Below are 17,763 nucleotides of genomic sequence, written 5' to 3'. Positions count from 1 at the left end.
AATTTATGAATATATTGAAATCGCCGAAAATTTTTCTGATAACCTTTGTTCTGTCAATTATTGTAATGGGATGCAAATCTCAGAGTATTGAAACTTCGGCTCCATTTGAAATAAAGGAAAAGACCTATTTTTATTGGGTTGGAGGTAAACAGGGCACCCAGGGAACAACTGTTAGAATCGTCGGCAATACCAAATCATTAAATATTTCATTTTCTAAACTGTATTTTCAAAATCATGAGTACAGCATTGTTCCTATGTTTAATGGTGATAAATTTGAGATTGAAGGTAATTTTTCTGAATTTAAAGAAAAGGAACTGGTCTTTGCCAAAGACCCTTCTGAAGAATTTGGCAACCAGCCTAAAAAGCCCATAAAAAAGATTCCATTCGAGCTTAAAGACGATGAGGCCGTTTTATTGTATTCTGTCAATGGCCTGGAAGGTTTTCATAAAATCACCGGTGTAAAAAGATTGGATAAAGTTTACAGGCCCTAATCTAGACATTAAAACTTACCCCAACAGATCCATTGTTGCCGATTTCGGCAAAAACACCGACTTTTTTGGTGAAAAAGTACCGAAAACCCAGATAGCCTGAAACACCTATTTTTTCGCTCGACAGGTAACCTAATTCAAGTCCTGGATATATGTCAAATTCACATGGCAGGTCAAAGGCTATTCCCAGATGAACCTGACTTCTGGCAAAAATATAATAATCGTTTTCGCCATCGTTAAAATAGACACTGGCACCGGCACCAAGTGAAAATAGTTTTCCAAGACCATAATCATAGGTGGCTTTTACGCCATTTCCGAAACCATAGGCTTCATAACCAATATTGATTTTTTGATCACTTTTCCCGTCAAAAGACTGACCATAACTGAAGAATGCTCCAAGCAAGAAGCATAGGGTAATTATTAAATTTTTCATAGCAAAAGTTTAAAAAATTAAACTCCTTATTGATAACGAAAAAACAAGTAAAATATTATGTATTTGGAGTTGATTTTTAAAGAGGTGAAACAACATAGATTAGCTTGAAAGACATATTGACATGATCTATATGTTGTTATGTTGAAATGGATACAAAAAACCTGGAAATTAAATCTAAAAATATTCAGAGGTTTGTGAATGTCAAAGGTAAGGTTCTAGAAAAAATTACGTCCAATCAGGTATATTTAATGATTTTTTCAGGATTCGAAATACTTTAAAACAGTATCGTGTTTTTTAATATTATATTAACAGTTTAGGATTTTTCTGAGTCGAAATTGGCACGAATGTTGATTTGTAATAATAGAATTTAAATAAAGCTGCTATTTGGTTTTAGTCCTTAAAAAACTTTAACATTAGATTATGATAATTTAGAAATAGAAGTATTTATTTTGTAGTTGAAATACGAGGTTGGAGATAGAATTATTGGGTTCTTATAATGTAGTAAAAAAATCTTCCACATGACGACAACAAAATTAGAAGCTTAGCGTTAGAAATTATAGAAGTAATTATAAAAACGCAATAAAAATATTTAAAATAAGGTTTGGTTAGTTGATTTTGGTTGATTTATTTCAACCAAATGTCGCCCCGAGAGATCGGGGCGATTTTTTTTGCATTATATCTTAATATTTTACAAATCAAACTTTATCCCCTGAGCCAGAGGAAGGTCTGTTGTATAATTAATCGTGTTGGTTTGTCTTCTCATGTAAACTTTCCAAGCGTCAGAACCTGATTCGCGACCCCCTCCTGTTTCTTTTTCTCCGCCAAAGGCACCGCCTATTTCAGCCCCTGATGTTCCAATATTGACGTTGGCTATTCCGCAGTCAGAACCTTCCACTGATAAAAACAGCTCTGCTTCTCTCAAATTGTTTGTCATAATAGCCGAACTAAGTCCCTGTACGACTCCATTCTGTAAGGCGATTGCATTTTCCAGTCCACCTGAATATTTAAGCAGATAAAGAATAGGAGCGAAAGTCTCATGCTGAACAATCTGATAGTTGTTTTGCGCTTCTGCAATTGCAGGTTTAACATAACATGCGCTTTCATATCCCTCACCTTTCAAAACACCACCTTTAAGCAAGAGGTTTCCTCCTTCTTCAACTACTTTATCAAGTGCGGATTGATACATATTAACAGCTTCCACATCAATCAACGGTCCGACGTGGTTGGATTCGTCCAAAGGATTTCCGATGCGCAGCTGTGCATATGCCTCGACTAAAGCATCTCTTACTTTATCGTATACACTCTCGTGAATGATGAGCCTTCTTGTTGAAGTACATCTTTGACCTGCCGTTCCGACAGCACCGAAAACGGCTCCGATAATGGTCATTTTAATATCAGCATCCGGAGTAACGATGATTGCATTGTTACCCCCCAATTCCAATAAGGATTTTCCTAATCGGGCAGCAACTTTTTGTGCAACGATCTTTCCCATCCTAATGGAACCTGTAGCAGAAATCAAGGGAACCCTTTTATCGGTTGTAAGCATTTCACCAACCCGGTAGTCACCATTGATCAAACAGGAAATTCCTTCAGGTAAATTATTGGCTTCAAAGACTGAGGCTGCAATATGTTGGCAGGCAATTCCGCAAAGTGGTGCTTTCTCACTGGGTTTCCAAACACAGACATCACCGCAGATCCATGCCAGGGCAGTGTTCCAGGCCCAAACAGCAACAGGGAAATTAAATGCTGAAATGATGCCAACGATACCTAAGGAATGATACTGCTCATACATGCGGTGACCAGGACGTTCACTGTGCATGGTAAGACCATGAAGTTGTCTGGACAGACCTACGGCAAAATCACAGATATCAATCATTTCCTGAACTTCACCCAATCCTTCTTGCAGGCTTTTCCCCATCTCGTATGAAACCAATTTGCCCAGCGGGTCTTTAAGCTCTCTTAACTTATCTCCAAACTGTCTAACGATTTCACCACGCTGGGGAGCCGGGATGACACGCCATTTTAAAAAAGCGGCTTCAGCCGTTCGCATTACCCTGTCGTAATCTTCACCTGAAGTCGTTTTGACTTTGGCAATTAATTCACCGTCAACGGGAGAAAAAGAAGAGATGAGATCTCCATTGGAAAAACAATCTGAACCAGTTGAACTCCCCTCATTGATCTCTTTTACCCCTAATTGTATCAAGGCTTGTTTTATTCCATAATCTGTCGCAACTAATCCCATATTTTATGTTTTAAATTAAAGTTTGTTTGACGTCAACATTCAACGTGCATTAAAATGTAAAATTAATAGGATTTGGTAAAATAATTTGACATTATTCACAAAACTTTAATTTGAATACGATAAAAATGAAGATTTCCTAAAGATTATAGAAGGAAGAGTTAAATACCAGGTCAATGTGTCGGTTAAAACTTATAATTTAAGCCAGAGTAAAGCCCAAAGTAATAAGGTCTGAAGTTACCGGAATTACCAGAATAGGTATTGAATTGGTATTTGAACATTGGGGCCACATTTAAATACCAGCTTTTACTGATCTTATAATCGAAGTCGACACCTAAGTTTCCACTAAAATTGAGGTCGTTTAGATTGTTTGCATTTCCTAAATCAGTCACCTCGCTCTGTGTTATCATAGAGAGTGAATTATTTGATAAAATAAGTGTACTGAAACCACCAACCACATTTAACCCAATTCTTTTGTCATAAAGATTATATTTCATTTCAATTGGCAATTCGAAATATTCAATAGATTGATTCAAATCTCCGCTAACAGTGGATTTATTCAACTGTGTTCCAACTCCGTTGCTGCGTCCAATTCCCACAGGAGTCAAGATTACTCCAGGTTTGTCGGTATTGATATTGCTCAAAGCATTCTTAGAGGATGAAATCAAAGCATTGACATTTTTGGTATTGTAGGCCAATTCAACTTTGTTCACGCCCGATTGAATAAAGAATTTATTAGATAGCTGGTAATTCACTTTAACCCCGATAGAAAGTGCATTATCAGAGGTTTTGGTATTGTTGGACAACGCATTGTTAAGAGGAGATCCATTCTGAAGTGAATTGTAAAACACAGGGGCTACTGTCGGCCCAACAGACCATTTTTTATCGATGGTGTTTTGTGTGGTTATTTTATCAGGAATACGCTCCATTTTGGCCGTTATCGATTCAGTCGCCTTCAATTCATCCAGAAAATCATTTTTATCTACCACGTATTTATTCTCTATGGTCGAATACATTGTGGCTATTTCATTGGTGGTAACAATTACCTTGTTAGAAGGTTTCTTGATAAAAATAGGCTTTTCGGTTTTTCTTGTCGTATTCTTATCCTTGTTATTATCGACTAATTGAGTTTGCTCATTAGTGAATATAGGGGTAAGCTTTGTTTCAACCGATTGATCAATCGTGACGGCATCAGTTTTGCTAACCTGAGAATTGACAGGAATCACTTTACTGTCATTAAAATAGAAAAGACCTGTAGTGATAAGAGCAACCAGCATAACAGCTGCGCCACTTAGCTTTTTCCAGAGCGCAACAGCAGGTTTGGAAGGTCTGCCGCTAAGCTTTGCTTCAATGTTGTTCCAGACTCTTTTATTTGGATATACTTCCAAATCTTTTAAGTTTTCCTGAAAAACCCTGTCTATGTTTTTTCTTTCTAACATTTCATTATTTGTTAAAACAGCCCTGCGTTCTTTTGCTGCTGCGATAACTCAACTTTTTCTTTTAAGATCAGTCTTGCTCTTGACAAGTTTGACTTGGATGTTCCTTCTGCGATTTGCAACATGGCTGATATTTCTTTATGAGAAAAACCATCAAGCACATAAAGGTTGAACACCATTCTATATCGTTCAGGCAATTCCTGAATTATTTTCAATAAAAAATCAAGAGAAATTTCATTTTCATCTACTTCTACTTCTACTTCCTCAGGATAATTTTCTTCTATCAAATTCAACACCTTCTTTTGACGATAAGTCTGTAAGGCTGTATTGATAACGATTCTTTTCATCCATCCTTCAAAAGAACCTTTAAATTGAAACTGATTGATTTTATTAAAAATCGTAATAAACGCCTCTTGCAAATTATCTTCAGCTTCTTCTTGTGTCTTTGAATATTTCAAACATATAGCGAAAAGCTTACCAGCAAATAGGTGGTAAACCTCAGACTGGGAGATAATATCTCCACTTTTACATTTTTGTATGAGTCCCTTTAAACTCATTGGCGTTTTGCTCACTTAAATTTATTACTGGAACTTCCACTATTAAATAAATGGGTTCTCCGTTATCATCATCTCCTTGCCAGAATCTAAAAATGTAAGGACTCGCCTGCAAAGCATGAACTTGAAAAGTGAGTTCCTGCTCTAAATCAATTGTTTCGCAATCGTTACTTTCAATAACAAGCGAAATAACGGCTACATTTCTTGCATTCTGGTCGTATTCGTATAAAATGTCACTGTTTCTATAACAGTCATCGGGAACAATATACTTTACCGAGATATCATATATTTTACCGTATTCAAATTCTTCAGGTACCATTGCCTCTTCAATGGGCAGCAATTCATAGTGATAATCATAGCTGTCATCATCTGAGCATGATACAAACAATATAACGGCAAAAATTACGAAAAATATCTTTTTAATGATCATTTTTTAACAAAAAAAGCAGCTATTAGTATAATTTAAGATGCCCAATTGTTAATTGGTTGCGTAAAAAAGGGCTACTTTTGTTAAAAAGAAGCCTTTATCAGATGGATATTTTCAGCATCTCAGATTTTCGGAATTTTGAAACCGAAGCCTTGAAAATATTTAGGTACCAAGCGATCAACAACCAGGTTTACAGCCGCTTTATTGACCTTTTAAAGATAGATCCAAAAACTGTAAACAGCGTAAAAAACATCCCTTATCTTCCCGTTGAATTTTTTAAATCTTATGAGGTACTGAGCAACACCAAAAAAGTTGAACGTGTTTTTACAAGCAGTGGCACTACCGGCAGCATTCAAAGTAGACATTTGGTAACCGACCTCACATTATACGAGGAAAGTTTTACCAGGGGGTTTGAATATTTTTATGGAAGTGCTGAAAACTATACGGTGCTTGCTTTGCTTCCGGGTTATTTGGAAAGAAAAGGCTCCTCGCTGATTTATATGGTCGATCACCTTATTGGAAAAAGCAGCTCAGAGTACAGCGGTTTTTATCTGAATGAATTGGAGGCACTAAGCGAACTGCTCATGCATTTGGATTCAAAAGGAGAGAAAGTCCTGCTCATTGGAGTAACTTATGCCTTATTAGACCTTATTGAAAGCCACAGGTTTGAACTAAAGCACGCCGTGGTCATGGAAACGGGAGGAATGAAGGGCAGGAGAAAGGAACTTGTAAGAAAAGAACTCCATGAGATTCTTTCCGAGGGATTTGGCGTAGACAAAATACATTCTGAATATGGTATGACAGAATTGTTGTCTCAAGCATATTCTTTGGGTGACGGAATATTTGAAACTCCACCCTGGATGAAGGTCCTGATAAGAGATACCGAAGACCCTTTTCATATGCTTGAAAATAACAGAAACGGCGGTATCAACGTTGTGGACCTTGCGAATGTCAATTCCTGTTCATTTATTGCCACGCAGGATCTGGGCCGTAAAATAAGCGATAGTAAATTTGAAATCCTTGGTCGGTTTGACCACTCAGATATCAGAGGTTGTAACCTAATGGTGGTTTAAAATGTTTTATCGATCCAGGGCAGTAATTTCATACTGAGTCTGTAAAAAACATAGCCGATCAGCAACCCGATCAAAGCTCCCGTTAAAACATCCATTGGGAAGTGTACACCGATATACATGCGACTATACGAAAACAACAGGGGCCAGATAAAAAACAAAATGGTGTATTTATAGTATTTTTTTAGGATAAGATGCATCATTAGAGTAACTGCAGTTGAAGTGGTGGCATGACCCGAAACAAAACTGAAGCTCGAATTATTCTTTAGAATCCTGATCACGTTATTGATAGCCGGATCTCGGTTTGGCCTGAGTCTTTCAAAGTAATTTTTTAGAAAAACGGTGAACTGATCCGAAAATGCAACAAGAACAGCAGTAAGTAATAACAAACCAAGGCCTTTTTTCCATCCGAAGGTATTAAAGATCAAATAAAAGAATAAGAGATACAGTGGAATCCAGCTTAGCGGGTTTGTTATAGCAAGCCAGAAACTATCCCAGTTCTCTGTGCCCAATCCATTGATAAAGACAAGCAGATTTTTATCGAATTGAATAATTTTATCTAATAAGTTCAAACTATAAGTTTCTTTTTATTGGACCCGTAAGGTCATCAATATTATCTTTTACTTTATTCTTGATATTCTTGACTTCCTTCTCAATATCGCTGGTTAGATCGGCGTCAATTCCTTGCTTTTTGACACCTTCGGTAATTTCTTTTTTCACTTCGTTAGTAGCATTTTTCAACTGTTGCATTCCCTTTCCAAGGCCACGGGCCAGTTCGGGTAACTTATCTGCTCCAAATAACATTACCACGATCACAAGAATGATAAATATTTCAGCTCCACTAATAAATAAATACATATTTCTTGATTTACGCCACAAAGATAATACAATTACTCGTTTTAATGAGCAATGACCAATAAGCCTTTTTTAATCTTTATATCTCCAACTTGTCAAATCCGCACCGGGGGGCGCAGAAGCAGCGATTCTTTTCATGATCTTTGGAACATACATCGAATTATATCGCAATCGAGAGATATGATTTGGGTTATCCTGGTCGCCATTCCAGCAATGTTCAGCCCTGTCGCCATAATCTACTTCACCGTCATAATAAGGATCGGAAGTGCTTTCTAAAAAGGACTCCATGGAATAAACCGCATTGTTTAAATAGTAATTATCCATATCGCCGCAATAAATATGGATTTTACCTTTCAATTTGTCACCTAATTTGTCCCAGTCTCTTTCAAGAATATAACGAAGATCATAGTTTTCTTTCCAATAATCAGCTACTTCAGGATTGATGTCTCCGGTGTATTTGTCCCATATTCGTTCGGGATATCCGTCCTCGGCCTGCGGAGAATAGGTCGCTTCCCAAATATCGAATTGTTGACCTGATCTCGATTTGTCGCCAAGAACGAGTTCAAGATGGTTGTCTTGTTTTACTGTAGAGGTGATCTGCCCCAGATAATCCCTGTGAGAAGGGACCTCGAGGGTTTTAAAATCGGATTCATAGAAATAGGCGTTTGTATCTTCATATATATTTGTCAGACAATAACTGCTGAAGTCTATAGGATCAGGGCAGGCAGCGAAGCATCCATTGTATTGATCCGGATATTTTACCTGAACCGCAAGAGCCTCCCAACCTCCGGTAGAGCCTCCGTAGAGAAATCTGGACCAGCCTTCTCCCAACCCCCTGAATTCCTTTTCAATATGAGGAATCAATTCATAGGTAATGGCATCTCCATAAGGACCTTGACTGGCAGAATTCACGGCATAGGAATCATCATAATAGGGGGTGGGATGTTGAATTTCTATTATAAGAAACCTTGGAAAATCCGGCTCATTCCACCTCTTGTAAAAGTTATAGGCCTCCTCTTGCTGAATGATGTTATACCCTTCGACTTTAAACCTGTCGGAGTAAACCGGTTCAAGGCTCTTGTCGGGGGGGGTGGTTCTGAACCCTCCAAAATCAGCAGGGAAATGTCCGTGAAATATCATTAGAGGGTATTTGGCCTCCGGATGTTTGTCAAAGCCTTTAGGCAATAAGATATGGGCACCCAGGTATATGTCACGCCCCCAAAATTCCGATAGCTTTTCAGACTTGAATTTAATGTGTTTTACCCATTCTGTATCCTCCGGAGGTTTAATTTCGGGAATAACTTGATCCAGGATCAATTCAAAATTCTCAAGCCCGTTTGCACCGATCGTTATCTTAATGGGCTTGCTGTAAAGATTTCCCGGGGAGCGGCTCCATTGTTGCCCTTCTCCGTGATCCATAGGAAGTTTGACCGTTTGACCGGTAGACAGGTTAAAAGTCTCATATACATGAAAAAGACCCTGTACATAGTAGTCTCCTTCTTTTAAATCACTCAGTTTTTCTAAAGGAAACCCCAGCGCTTTGTTATCAAACAAGATTTTTTGTTCGGGCTTATGATTGACCACATTCATTCCAAAGATTACTTGTGACTTCAATCCACCATTTATTTGAAACCTGGGCTCTGTCTCGTTGTTATTTGCAAAGATCAGCAGCAGCCTTCCATCCATGGCTTTCTGATCGGTTGTTGTTGGCAGGGAAACACTGATTTCCACATTTTTTTTATCTGGATTTTGCTGACACGCAGCCATAAACAAAAGATAAAGGCCAAGTAAAGGAATAGTCAATTTCATACAGTAGAATTTGATCTCAAGATAAGCAAAAAAAAATTCAGGAATTGACTTATTTCTTAGTGAGCATTCTTTTAATCTCATTGAGCTTCATCAGGGCGTCAATGGGCGTCAAGGTATCAATATCAGTACCTAAGATCTCTTCTTTGATCTCTTCAAGCAAGGGATCATCCAAGTTGATAAAGCTCAACTGTAAATCTTTCTGGCTGGCCGTTTTTAATTTGGCCTGGATTTCTTCAGAAGCATGGCTTTTTTCAAGATGTGACAGCATCTTATTAGCCCGGTGAAGAACCGGACTGGGCATTCCGGCAAGTTTGGCCACATGTATTCCAAAACTGTGTTTGCTTCCGCCCGGAACGAGCTTTCTGATAAATATGACCTTATCTTTTAGTTCTTTGATCGAAACGTTGAAATTTTTAATTCTTTCAAATGTTTCACTCATGTCATTCAGCTCGTGATAATGTGTGGCAAACAGTGTTTTCGCCCTTGTGGGGTGTTCATGAAGGTATTCTGCTATGGCCCAGGCTATCGAAATCCCGTCGTAGGTACTGGTGCCGCGCCCGATCTCATCGAGTAAGATCAAACTCCTTTCTGACAAATTGTTTAAAATATTGGCCGTTTCATTCATTTCAACCATAAACGTTGATTCGCCCATAGAGATATTATCGCTGGCACCGACCCTTGTAAAAATTTTGTCGACAACGCCAAGCCTGGCATTTTGAGCAGGAACGTATGATCCTATTTGCGCCAGAAGAACAATCAGTGCGGTTTGCCTTAAAATAGCCGATTTACCGCTCATATTGGGTCCTGTTATCATGATGACCTGTTGCTGATCGCGATTGAGCACTATATCATTGGCAACATATTGCTCTCCCGAGGGAAGTTGCTTTTCAATAACAGGATGCCTGCCATTATGAATCTCGATTAAAGTGGAATCGTCTATGTCGGGCCTTACGTAATTATTGTCAACGGCAACTTTGGCAAAGGAACCTAAACAATCGAGTTGGGCTATGATATGCGCGTTTTTTTGAATTTTCACAATAAACGGAACGATAAATTCCAACAAGTCATGGTAAATTTCGAGCTCGATAGCTGCAATTTTTTCCTGGGCTCCCAAAATTTTTGATTCGTATTCTTTGAGTTCCTCAGTGATATAGCGTTCAGCAGAAACCAGGGTTTGTTTTCTGATCCAATCTTCGGGCACTTTATCTCTATGCGTATTTCTAACTTCTATATAATATCCAAAAACGTTATTAAAGGCAATTTTTAAACTACTGATCTGAGTTCTTTCGATTTCCCGGGTTACCATATGATCGAGGTATTCTTTGCCGCTATTGGATATACGCCTCAATTCATCCAGTTCGGCATGTACACCCGATTTAACAACTTTACCTTTACTTATTGCCACCGGAGCGTCATCTTCAAGAGTGTTATGGATTTTTGAGATCATTTCTGTCATCGGATCCAGTTCTTTGGCAATGGAAATGAGTTGTGGATGGGCACTTTTCAGAGCTATTTCTCGCAAGGGTAAAATTGCCTCAAGTGAATTCTTCAGCAGGACGACTTCCCTGGGATTGATTTTAGATGTCGCCACTTTTGACACCAGTCTTTCAAGATCGCTGATCTGATCAATTTGCTCGTTTTGTGACTGGAGGAACTGTTCATTTTGTATAAAAAATTTGACTATTTCATGACGGTTTTTGATGTCTTCAATATTTTTCAACGGAAGTGCCAGCCATCTTTTAAGAAGTCTTCCACCCATTGGAGAAATGGTACTGTCGATTACATCCAGTAAGGTGACAGATCCGGGTGTATTGCCATGGTAGAGCTCAAGGTTGCGAATGGTAAAGCGGTCCATCCAAACAAAATCTTCTTCAATCAGCCTCTGTATATTTGAAATATGTTCAAGCTTGTGATGTTGTGTTTCTGAGAGATAATGAAGGATTACCCCCGAAGCGACAATCCCCTCATTTAGGTCGTCAATTCCAAAGCCCTTGAGTGATCGAACCTTGAAATGAAGGTTAAGGATCTCATTAGAGGCATCCTCATTAAAGATCCAGTCGTCTAGAAAAAAGGTATAGAACTGACTCCCAAAATAATTATTGAATTTAAGTTTGCAATCTTTTCGAACAAGTACTTCACTTGGGTCAAAATTCTGCAATAATTTGTCGATGTATTCCTGATTCCCCTGAGAAGTAATAAATTCCCCTGTTGAAACGTCTAAAAATGAAATACCAATTTGTTTTTTCCCGAAATGAAGTGCTGCTAAAAAATTATTGGTTTTTGAATGCAAAACCTCATCATTTAAAGAGACCCCGGGAGTAACGAGTTCAGTAACGCCTCTTTTCACAATTTTTTTTGTGAGCTTAGGATCTTCTAGTTGGTCACAAATGGCCACACGCAATCCTGCCTTAACCAGTTTGGGAAGGTAGGTGTTCAAAGAGTGATGTGGGAATCCCGCCAAAGCGGTTTCACTGTCTGATCCGGCCCCTCTTTTCGTAAGGACGATTCCCAGAATTTTCGCAGCCTTCCTGGCATCTTCACCAAAAGTTTCATAAAAGTCGCCAACACGAAATAACAGCAAAGCGTCAGGATACTTGGTTTTGATATTGTTATACTGCAACATCAAGGGGGTAACTTTTTTCGCTTTTGCCTTAGTCAATGTTTAGAAGATTTTATTAATTATTTGTAGTGACACCTCATAATTAAGGGCTCAGGAAGGCAAAGATATAATATTAAAAAGAATAAGGGAATCGAGAATTATGAAAACCCTGAAAAAACCAAAAATCCCGAAGTCATGATACAACTCTTTAGAGAATTGTCAGTGAGCATGTGAAATCAGAGATGTAATCCGCATTCAGTCTTTGGTGAATTATTCCATCTTCCGTGACGGTCTTCTCCGGGAACCGTACAATGGAAGCAGCCAATGGAAGAATATCCTTTAGACTTCAAGGGGTGAAAAGGTAAATGATGATCAATAATAAATTGGTCCCTTTGAATATAATCGACGTCCAACAGGGGATAAAATTTTAAAATGTTTTCTTTCTGCTCAAATATATTCAGGCTGTTGCGATGATCGCTTTGCCATTTCATCAATCCGGAAACCCATATTTTATACTCTTTTTTGATGTGGTCCAGAGGTTTCACCTTATTGATATGACAACACCTGTTAGGATTGTTTTTCCAAAGTTCCTTTTCTTTAGAGAATTGAAATTCTACAGGCTCGGCTTTAATGCTTACGACATTGAGGTCATATAATTCTGTTAGGTATTCTTTATAAACCAAAGTTTCTTTAAAGTGATAACCCGTATCTATAAAATAGATAACCTGGTCTTTGTTAATATCCGAAAACACCTTTAGTAAAAAAGCCGAAGTCGCCGCGAATGCCGAGGTGATCATAATATCTCCTGCATCAAAATCGGTATACAATTGTTCTACTCTTTTGTATACACTTAATTTGTCGTATTGCTGGTTCAGTTTCTCAGTTCCAGAATGATTAACTAGGCTTAACATATCAATTGAATTCTAAAAATAAGAGGCTAAAATAGTTATATATTTAGGCCTTTCCATAAAAATTATGCAAAAAAACTATAAACCCTAGCGGAATGCTATGATAAAAGTCATGTTTTGCCTAATTTATATCAATTTTAAATAAAAAAGGTTTAAAAGCAACAAGCTGATTTGGATTTTATAATTTTGCCTGACCAATAAGAATTACCATGCGAAAATTAAAGAACAGCGAATTAAAGAGGCTTACTATTGAGCAATTCAGAAAGACTGAAAAAATTCCCCTTATCGTTGTCTTGGATAATATTAGAAGTTTAAATAACATTGGTTCTGTTTTCAGAACTTCCGATGCTTTTCTAATAGAAAAGATATACCTGTGCGGGATCACGGCCAGGCCCCCGCATAAAGAAATACATAAAACTGCTTTGGGATCAACTGAATCGGTAGAATGGGCTTATGAGGAAAAGACAAAAGATTTGGTATCAAAACTTAAAGGCAACAAGATAAAGGTAATTTCAATTGAACAGGCCGATCAAAGCACACCCCTGAACTCCTTTATTCCTGAGAAAGGGGTCAAATATGCTGTTGTATTTGGGAATGAAGTAAAAGGAGTACAACAAGATGTCGTGGATGCATCTGACCTGTGCCTTGAAATCCCACAATTTGGAACCAAGCATTCTCTTAATATCTCAGTAAGCTGTGGCATTGTTATTTGGGACCTTTTTGTGAAAATGAAAATCAATTCACAGAAGTAGCCCTTTCATTTTCCAAAACCAACGGATCATGTGAAGACCTCTTGACTGCCACGTTTTTATAATTTAATAAAGCCAGGGTAAATTTTGATAATTTTTTAACACCTTTCATTTTAAAGTTTTATATTTTCGCTAATTCGGAATCATATACGATAGCCAGAATAATGACGGATAAAAAACAGAGAAGATATGATCAGGCCTATTTGAAGATGGCAATTGAATGGTCAAAACTTTCTCACTGTAAAAGAAAACAGGTCGGAGCCCTGATCGTTAAAGATAAAATGATCATCTCTGACGGATATAACGGAACACCAACAGGTTTTGACAATTGCTGTGAAGATGACCTTGGGAATACAAAATGGCACGTGTTACATGCAGAAGCCAATGCAATTTTAAAAGTTGCTTCTTCTACTCAGGCCTGTCAGGGTGCCACACTTTACATTACATTATCACCCTGCAAGGAATGCAGTAAATTAATTCACCAGTCAGGTATAAAAAGAATGGTTTATGCGAATTCCTATAAAGATGAATCAGGAATTGATTTTTTAAAAAAGGCCAATATTGAAATTTTATACTTGCCCATAAATGAATAGAAGAACCAGAATATTTCTCCCTTTGATCATTGCGATATCAATTGCTATGGGCATATTTTTAGGCACTTCCCTAAATTACCAGAAGAAGACCATAACTTTTTTTGGCGGCACACCGCAGGAAAGGAAAATCAAACGATTGATTGATTATATCCAATATGAATATGTAGATGAAGTTGATACAGATAGTTTATTGGATGGCACGATAAAGCATATGCTCGATAAGCTGGATCCGCATTCAGTGTATATTTCTGCCAGGGAATTAGAGGGGGTATCTGAGTCAATGAATGGTAAATTTGTAGGTATTGGGATTCAGTTCAGAATGTATAGAGATTCTTTAACGGTTGTCAAAGTGCTTGACAAAGGGCCAAGTGAAAAGGCGGGTATCAAAGCTGGTGATAGAATTCTCATTGCCGATAATGATACACTTTATGGAAAACAAATTAACAGCGACTACATTCTAAAGACGTTAAAGGGGAAACCCGACACTTCTGTTGACCTGATCATTTACAGAAAATCAGAAGATGAGCTACTTCCATTTACGATTGTAAGAGGTGAGGTTCCCATCAACAGTGTTGATGCTCATTATATGCTCAGTGAAGACCTGGGTTATATCAAAATCAACAAGTTTGCAGCAACAACCTATCAAGAATTCAAGGTTGCACTGAACGATTTGCTTGATAAAGGAATGAAGAAACTGGTACTGGACCTGAGGCATAACCCCGGAGGATATTTACAGGTGGCAACTCAAATTATTGATGAATTTCTTGAAGATGGAAAGCTCATTGTTTTTACGAAAAACAAAAAAGGAAGGATCGACGAAACCTTTGCCACGAGTAAAGGGGATTTTGAAGATGGTCATGTCTTCGTGCTGATCAACGGGGCTTCGGCTTCTGCCAGTGAAATTGTTGCAGGTGCATTACAGGACAATGATAAAGGGACTATAGTAGGCAGAAGATCTTTTGGAAAGGGACTCGTACAACAGGAAATGCAGTTAGGTGATGGGTCGGCAGTTCGTTTGACGGTCTCAAGGTATTACACTCCAACGGGGAGATCCATTCAGAAACCATATGAAAATAAGGGTAATGGAGAATACTTTAATGATTTTGAGCAGCGGTATCACGGAGGAGAACTCATGAATGCCGACAGCATAAAAGTAAATGATTCGTTAAAATATGAAACGCCTAAAGGAAAGATCGTTTACGGAGGTGGAGGAATAATTCCCGATATATTCGTGCCCATCGACACAACCATGTTTTTCCCAGATTTTCACTATCAGCGGTCACGTCAATTCGTGTTTCAATATTTGGATACGCATGTCGATGAATTCGAAGGTTGGAGTTTTGATACATTAATGAGCGACTTTGATAAAGACAAGCACATCTTTAACGAATACATGTCTGAAATCCCCAGTGAATTCCAAAGTTTTACCGGAGAAGAAGAGAAGAACTTCAGGTTGTACTTAAAAGCCTTGTTTGCCCAGCAGATATTTGATATCAACGCCTACTTTAGGATTGTAAATGAGCAGGACATGATGATCAGGAAGGTCATTGAATTGCATGATGAAGGTTATCCTATTGACCCTTAAGGGCTTGGGCTTTAATTTTTTGGCTCAGAATCGTGTACCATAGATGTTTGCCCTTCATTCCATTGGGTTAAGATTTCAGTAGCGACATGGGCACCACTCCCTGCGGCAGTCGCAAATTGACTGCGCCAACCTGCCAATACGCCTGCAACATAAAGGTTCTCAATTATCTTATGATCACAGTTTTTCAATTGTATGCGCTCTTTTTTAGCAGGCAGATTGGGGTGGGCTTCAACATATTGCTCCAAACCGTCTATATTAAACAAATTTGAGGGGCCCACAGCAACGACCACAATGCGGCTCGTATACGAATTTCTATTAGTGCTTACCCTGAAGCCCCCATCAGAAGGATAAACACCTAAAACTTTCTCCTTTTCCAGCTGTACAACATGAGGATAGGTATCTGCCAATTGTTGTCTGCCTTTTAAAAGAATTTCTTTTCCTGTAGTCCCCGGAGCAATTCCCAAAACATTATTAAAAAGAGCCCCATCTAAAGCAGAGGTCTTTTGATGCATCACAATGCCAATTTTTTTGTCTTTGGCATATGGTTTTGACCGGGCAGAGCCCAGGACGAGAGCACAAGACATTCCGGCAACACCTCCACCAATAATCAATACGTCAAAATTCATATATACTTAATTTAAAAGTCCTTGGATATTTGAAGCAAAAAGCTTTACGGCAATGGCCAAAAGAATTACCCCAAATATTTTTCTTAAAACATTGATCCCGCCCTCACCAATAATTCTTTCAATTTTTGAAGATGATTTCAATACAATATATATAAAAATGATATTTATGATAATGGCAACAATTATATTGATTGTTTGAAATTCCGCTTTAAGAGACAATATCGTGGTCATGGTTCCTGCACCTGCAATTAGAGGAAACGCAAGAGGTACGACGCTGGCGGTTTTGGGAGACTCTTCTTTGTACAGCTGAATTCCAAGGATCATTTCGATGGCAAGAAAGAAAATCACAAAAGAACCCGCTACGGCAAACGAATACACGTCAATTCCTATTAAATTAAGTATTTGAACTCCTAAAAACAAAAACAGGATCATAATGAACATCGCTACTATCGATGCCTTTTCAGATTGAATATGACCTACTTTTTGCCTTAAATCAATTATGATGGGAATACTCCCAAGGATGTCTATCACGGCAAATAATACCATGGTAGCTGTAACAATTTCCTTAAAATTAAGTTCCATGAACATGTTTTAAAAATGTTCGCAAAGTTAGAAAATTAGATTCAATGGATTAGCAGAAATATTTCAGTTCATAAACATAATTTTATCTCTGTAAATGTTGACAAAACAGATGAGTTTTATGATCTATTATTAAAAACAATGTATTTTTGCCCTTTATACCCAAGAATATATGTTTCAACTTGATAAAACCATAGTTTCAGAGGAGATCCTTGAAAAAGAATTTATTTGCAACCTAAGTGCATGTAAAGGAGCCTGCTGCGTTAATGGTGATGCCGGTGCTCCACTTGAGAAAGATGAGTTGCCCGTTCTTCAGGAAATACTTCCAATCCTCGAAAAATACTTAAGAAAGGAAGGTCTTGAGGCCATAAAGAAACAAGGGGCATATACAACGAATGAACTTGGCGAACATGAAACCACACTGATTAATGGAGCTGATTGCGCCTATGTAATCTACGACGAAAAAAAAGTAGCCCTATGTGGTATAGAGGAAGCATATAATCAAGGTGAAATAAGCTTTAAAAAACCGGTGTCTTGCCATTTATATCCGATAAGGATTAAACAGTATAGTGAATTTGCAGCCGTGAATTACGACCGTTGGGAAATTTGTGACGATGCCTGTAACCTGGGGAAAGAATTAAGTGTTCCGGTATATAAATTTGTAAAACAAGCACTCGTGCGCAAATTTGGAGAACAGTGGTACAAGGAGCTTGAGCATATCGCTGAAGAAAGAAGCCGTTCGAATCAATCTTAGATTTAGAAACCTCAATTTGATAACTTAGTTTATATTTACGTTCATATAGATTCAAGATT

Annotated in this window: 18 protein-coding genes; 6 read left to right on the top strand and 12 right to left on the bottom strand. The window is 38.0% G+C overall.

Going from position 1 to position 17,763, the window contains the following annotated elements:
* Nucleotides 1-5: 5 nt before the first annotated feature.
* The gene (locus AABB81_RS12595) at nt 6-491 is read left to right on the top strand and encodes a hypothetical protein (protein ID WP_342160905.1); all 486 of its coding nucleotides are present in this window, start codon (nt 6-8) and stop codon (nt 489-491) included.
* 1 nt (nt 492) lies between these two features.
* Here the strand turns inward: AABB81_RS12595 and AABB81_RS12590 are convergent, their stop codons facing one another.
* From AABB81_RS12590 to AABB81_RS12570, 5 genes are all read right to left on the bottom strand, one after another.
* Nucleotides 493-921: a DUF6646 family protein gene (locus AABB81_RS12590; RefSeq protein ID WP_342160904.1), complete on the bottom strand. Its 429-nt coding sequence runs from the start codon at nt 919-921 to the stop codon at nt 493-495.
* A gap of 688 nt (nt 922-1,609) precedes the next feature.
* On the bottom strand, nt 1,610-3,163 hold the full coding sequence (amaB, locus tag AABB81_RS12585) for an L-piperidine-6-carboxylate dehydrogenase (protein WP_342160903.1): 1,554 nt from the start codon (nt 3,161-3,163) through the stop codon (nt 1,610-1,612).
* A gap of 182 nt (nt 3,164-3,345) precedes the next feature.
* Complete coding sequence (locus AABB81_RS12580; protein ID WP_342160902.1) at nt 3,346-4,599, bottom strand: hypothetical protein; 1,254 nt, start codon at nt 4,597-4,599, stop codon at nt 3,346-3,348.
* Nucleotides 4,600-4,610: 11 nt separating this feature from the next.
* On the bottom strand, nt 4,611-5,153 hold the full coding sequence (locus AABB81_RS12575; protein WP_342160901.1) for an RNA polymerase sigma factor: 543 nt from the start codon (nt 5,151-5,153) through the stop codon (nt 4,611-4,613).
* A complete protein-coding gene (locus AABB81_RS12570) occupies nt 5,122-5,580 on the bottom strand; it encodes a hypothetical protein (RefSeq protein WP_342160900.1) in 459 nt (152 codons plus the stop codon). The genes AABB81_RS12575 and AABB81_RS12570 overlap by 32 nt, the downstream gene beginning before the upstream one ends.
* Before the next feature lie 101 nt (nt 5,581-5,681).
* On the opposite strand from AABB81_RS12570, the gene AABB81_RS12565 reads away from it, so the two are divergent.
* A complete protein-coding gene (locus AABB81_RS12565; RefSeq protein ID WP_342160899.1) occupies nt 5,682-6,650 on the top strand; it encodes a LuxE/PaaK family acyltransferase in 969 nt (322 codons plus the stop codon).
* Here the strand turns inward: AABB81_RS12565 and AABB81_RS12560 are convergent.
* The 5 genes from AABB81_RS12560 to AABB81_RS12540 all read right to left on the bottom strand — a co-directional run bounded on the left by AABB81_RS12560 (nt 6,647) and on the right by AABB81_RS12540 (nt 12,821).
* Entirely contained in the window at nt 6,647-7,219 is a 573-nt protein-coding gene (locus AABB81_RS12560) for a phosphatase PAP2 family protein (protein ID WP_342160898.1), read from the bottom strand. The genes AABB81_RS12565 and AABB81_RS12560 overlap by 4 nt on opposite strands.
* Nucleotide 7,220: 1 nt before the next feature.
* A complete protein-coding gene (locus tag AABB81_RS12555) occupies nt 7,221-7,505 on the bottom strand; it encodes a Sec-independent protein translocase subunit TatA/TatB (RefSeq protein WP_342160897.1) in 285 nt (94 codons plus the stop codon).
* Between the two features lie 69 nt (nt 7,506-7,574).
* Nucleotides 7,575-9,311, bottom strand: coding sequence for an alpha/beta hydrolase-fold protein (locus AABB81_RS12550; protein ID WP_342160896.1), 1,737 nt, complete (start codon nt 9,309-9,311; stop codon nt 7,575-7,577).
* Nucleotides 9,312-9,360: 49 nt separating this feature from the next.
* Nucleotides 9,361-11,934 carry a DNA mismatch repair protein MutS gene (gene mutS / locus AABB81_RS12545; RefSeq protein ID WP_342161577.1) on the bottom strand — a complete coding sequence of 858 codons (2,574 nt, stop codon included), beginning with the start codon at nt 11,932-11,934 and terminating at the stop codon, nt 9,361-9,363.
* A 212-nt stretch (nt 11,935-12,146) separates the two neighbouring features.
* The gene (locus AABB81_RS12540) at nt 12,147-12,821 is read right to left on the bottom strand and encodes a phosphoadenylyl-sulfate reductase (RefSeq protein ID WP_342160895.1); all 675 of its coding nucleotides are present in this window, start codon (nt 12,819-12,821) and stop codon (nt 12,147-12,149) included.
* A 206-nt stretch (nt 12,822-13,027) separates the two neighbouring features.
* Here AABB81_RS12540 and AABB81_RS12535 point away from each other — a divergent pair, with 206 nt between their 5' ends.
* The 3 genes from AABB81_RS12535 to AABB81_RS12525 all read left to right on the top strand — a co-directional run bounded on the left by AABB81_RS12535 (nt 13,028) and on the right by AABB81_RS12525 (nt 15,745).
* Nucleotides 13,028-13,570: an RNA methyltransferase gene (locus tag AABB81_RS12535; RefSeq protein WP_342160894.1), complete on the top strand. Its 543-nt coding sequence runs from the start codon at nt 13,028-13,030 to the stop codon at nt 13,568-13,570.
* A 161-nt stretch (nt 13,571-13,731) separates the two neighbouring features.
* Nucleotides 13,732-14,160 carry a deoxycytidylate deaminase gene (locus AABB81_RS12530; protein ID WP_342160893.1) on the top strand — a complete coding sequence of 143 codons (429 nt, stop codon included), beginning with the start codon at nt 13,732-13,734 and terminating at the stop codon, nt 14,158-14,160.
* Nucleotides 14,153-15,745, top strand: coding sequence for a S41 family peptidase (locus AABB81_RS12525; RefSeq protein ID WP_342160892.1), 1,593 nt, complete (start codon nt 14,153-14,155; stop codon nt 15,743-15,745). Before AABB81_RS12530 ends, AABB81_RS12525 begins: the two co-directional genes overlap by 8 nt.
* 11 nt (nt 15,746-15,756) lie before the next feature.
* On the opposite strand, the gene AABB81_RS12520 is transcribed toward AABB81_RS12525, so the two are convergent.
* The gene (locus AABB81_RS12520) at nt 15,757-16,371 is read right to left on the bottom strand and encodes an FAD-dependent oxidoreductase (RefSeq protein WP_342160891.1); all 615 of its coding nucleotides are present in this window, start codon (nt 16,369-16,371) and stop codon (nt 15,757-15,759) included.
* A gap of 6 nt (nt 16,372-16,377) precedes the next feature.
* The gene (locus AABB81_RS12515; protein ID WP_342160890.1) at nt 16,378-16,953 is read right to left on the bottom strand and encodes a MarC family protein; all 576 of its coding nucleotides are present in this window, start codon (nt 16,951-16,953) and stop codon (nt 16,378-16,380) included.
* A gap of 169 nt (nt 16,954-17,122) precedes the next feature.
* On the opposite strand from AABB81_RS12515, the gene AABB81_RS12510 reads away from it, so the two are divergent.
* Complete coding sequence (locus AABB81_RS12510; RefSeq protein ID WP_342160889.1) at nt 17,123-17,704, top strand: DUF3109 family protein; 582 nt, start codon at nt 17,123-17,125, stop codon at nt 17,702-17,704.
* Nucleotides 17,705-17,763 lie beyond the last annotated feature (59 nt).

Origin of the sequence: Lutimonas vermicola (assembly GCF_038433205.1) — a bacterium.
GTDB lineage: Bacteria > Bacteroidota > Bacteroidia > Flavobacteriales > Flavobacteriaceae > Lutimonas > Lutimonas vermicola.
This window is presented reverse-complemented; position numbering and strand designations above follow the sequence as displayed.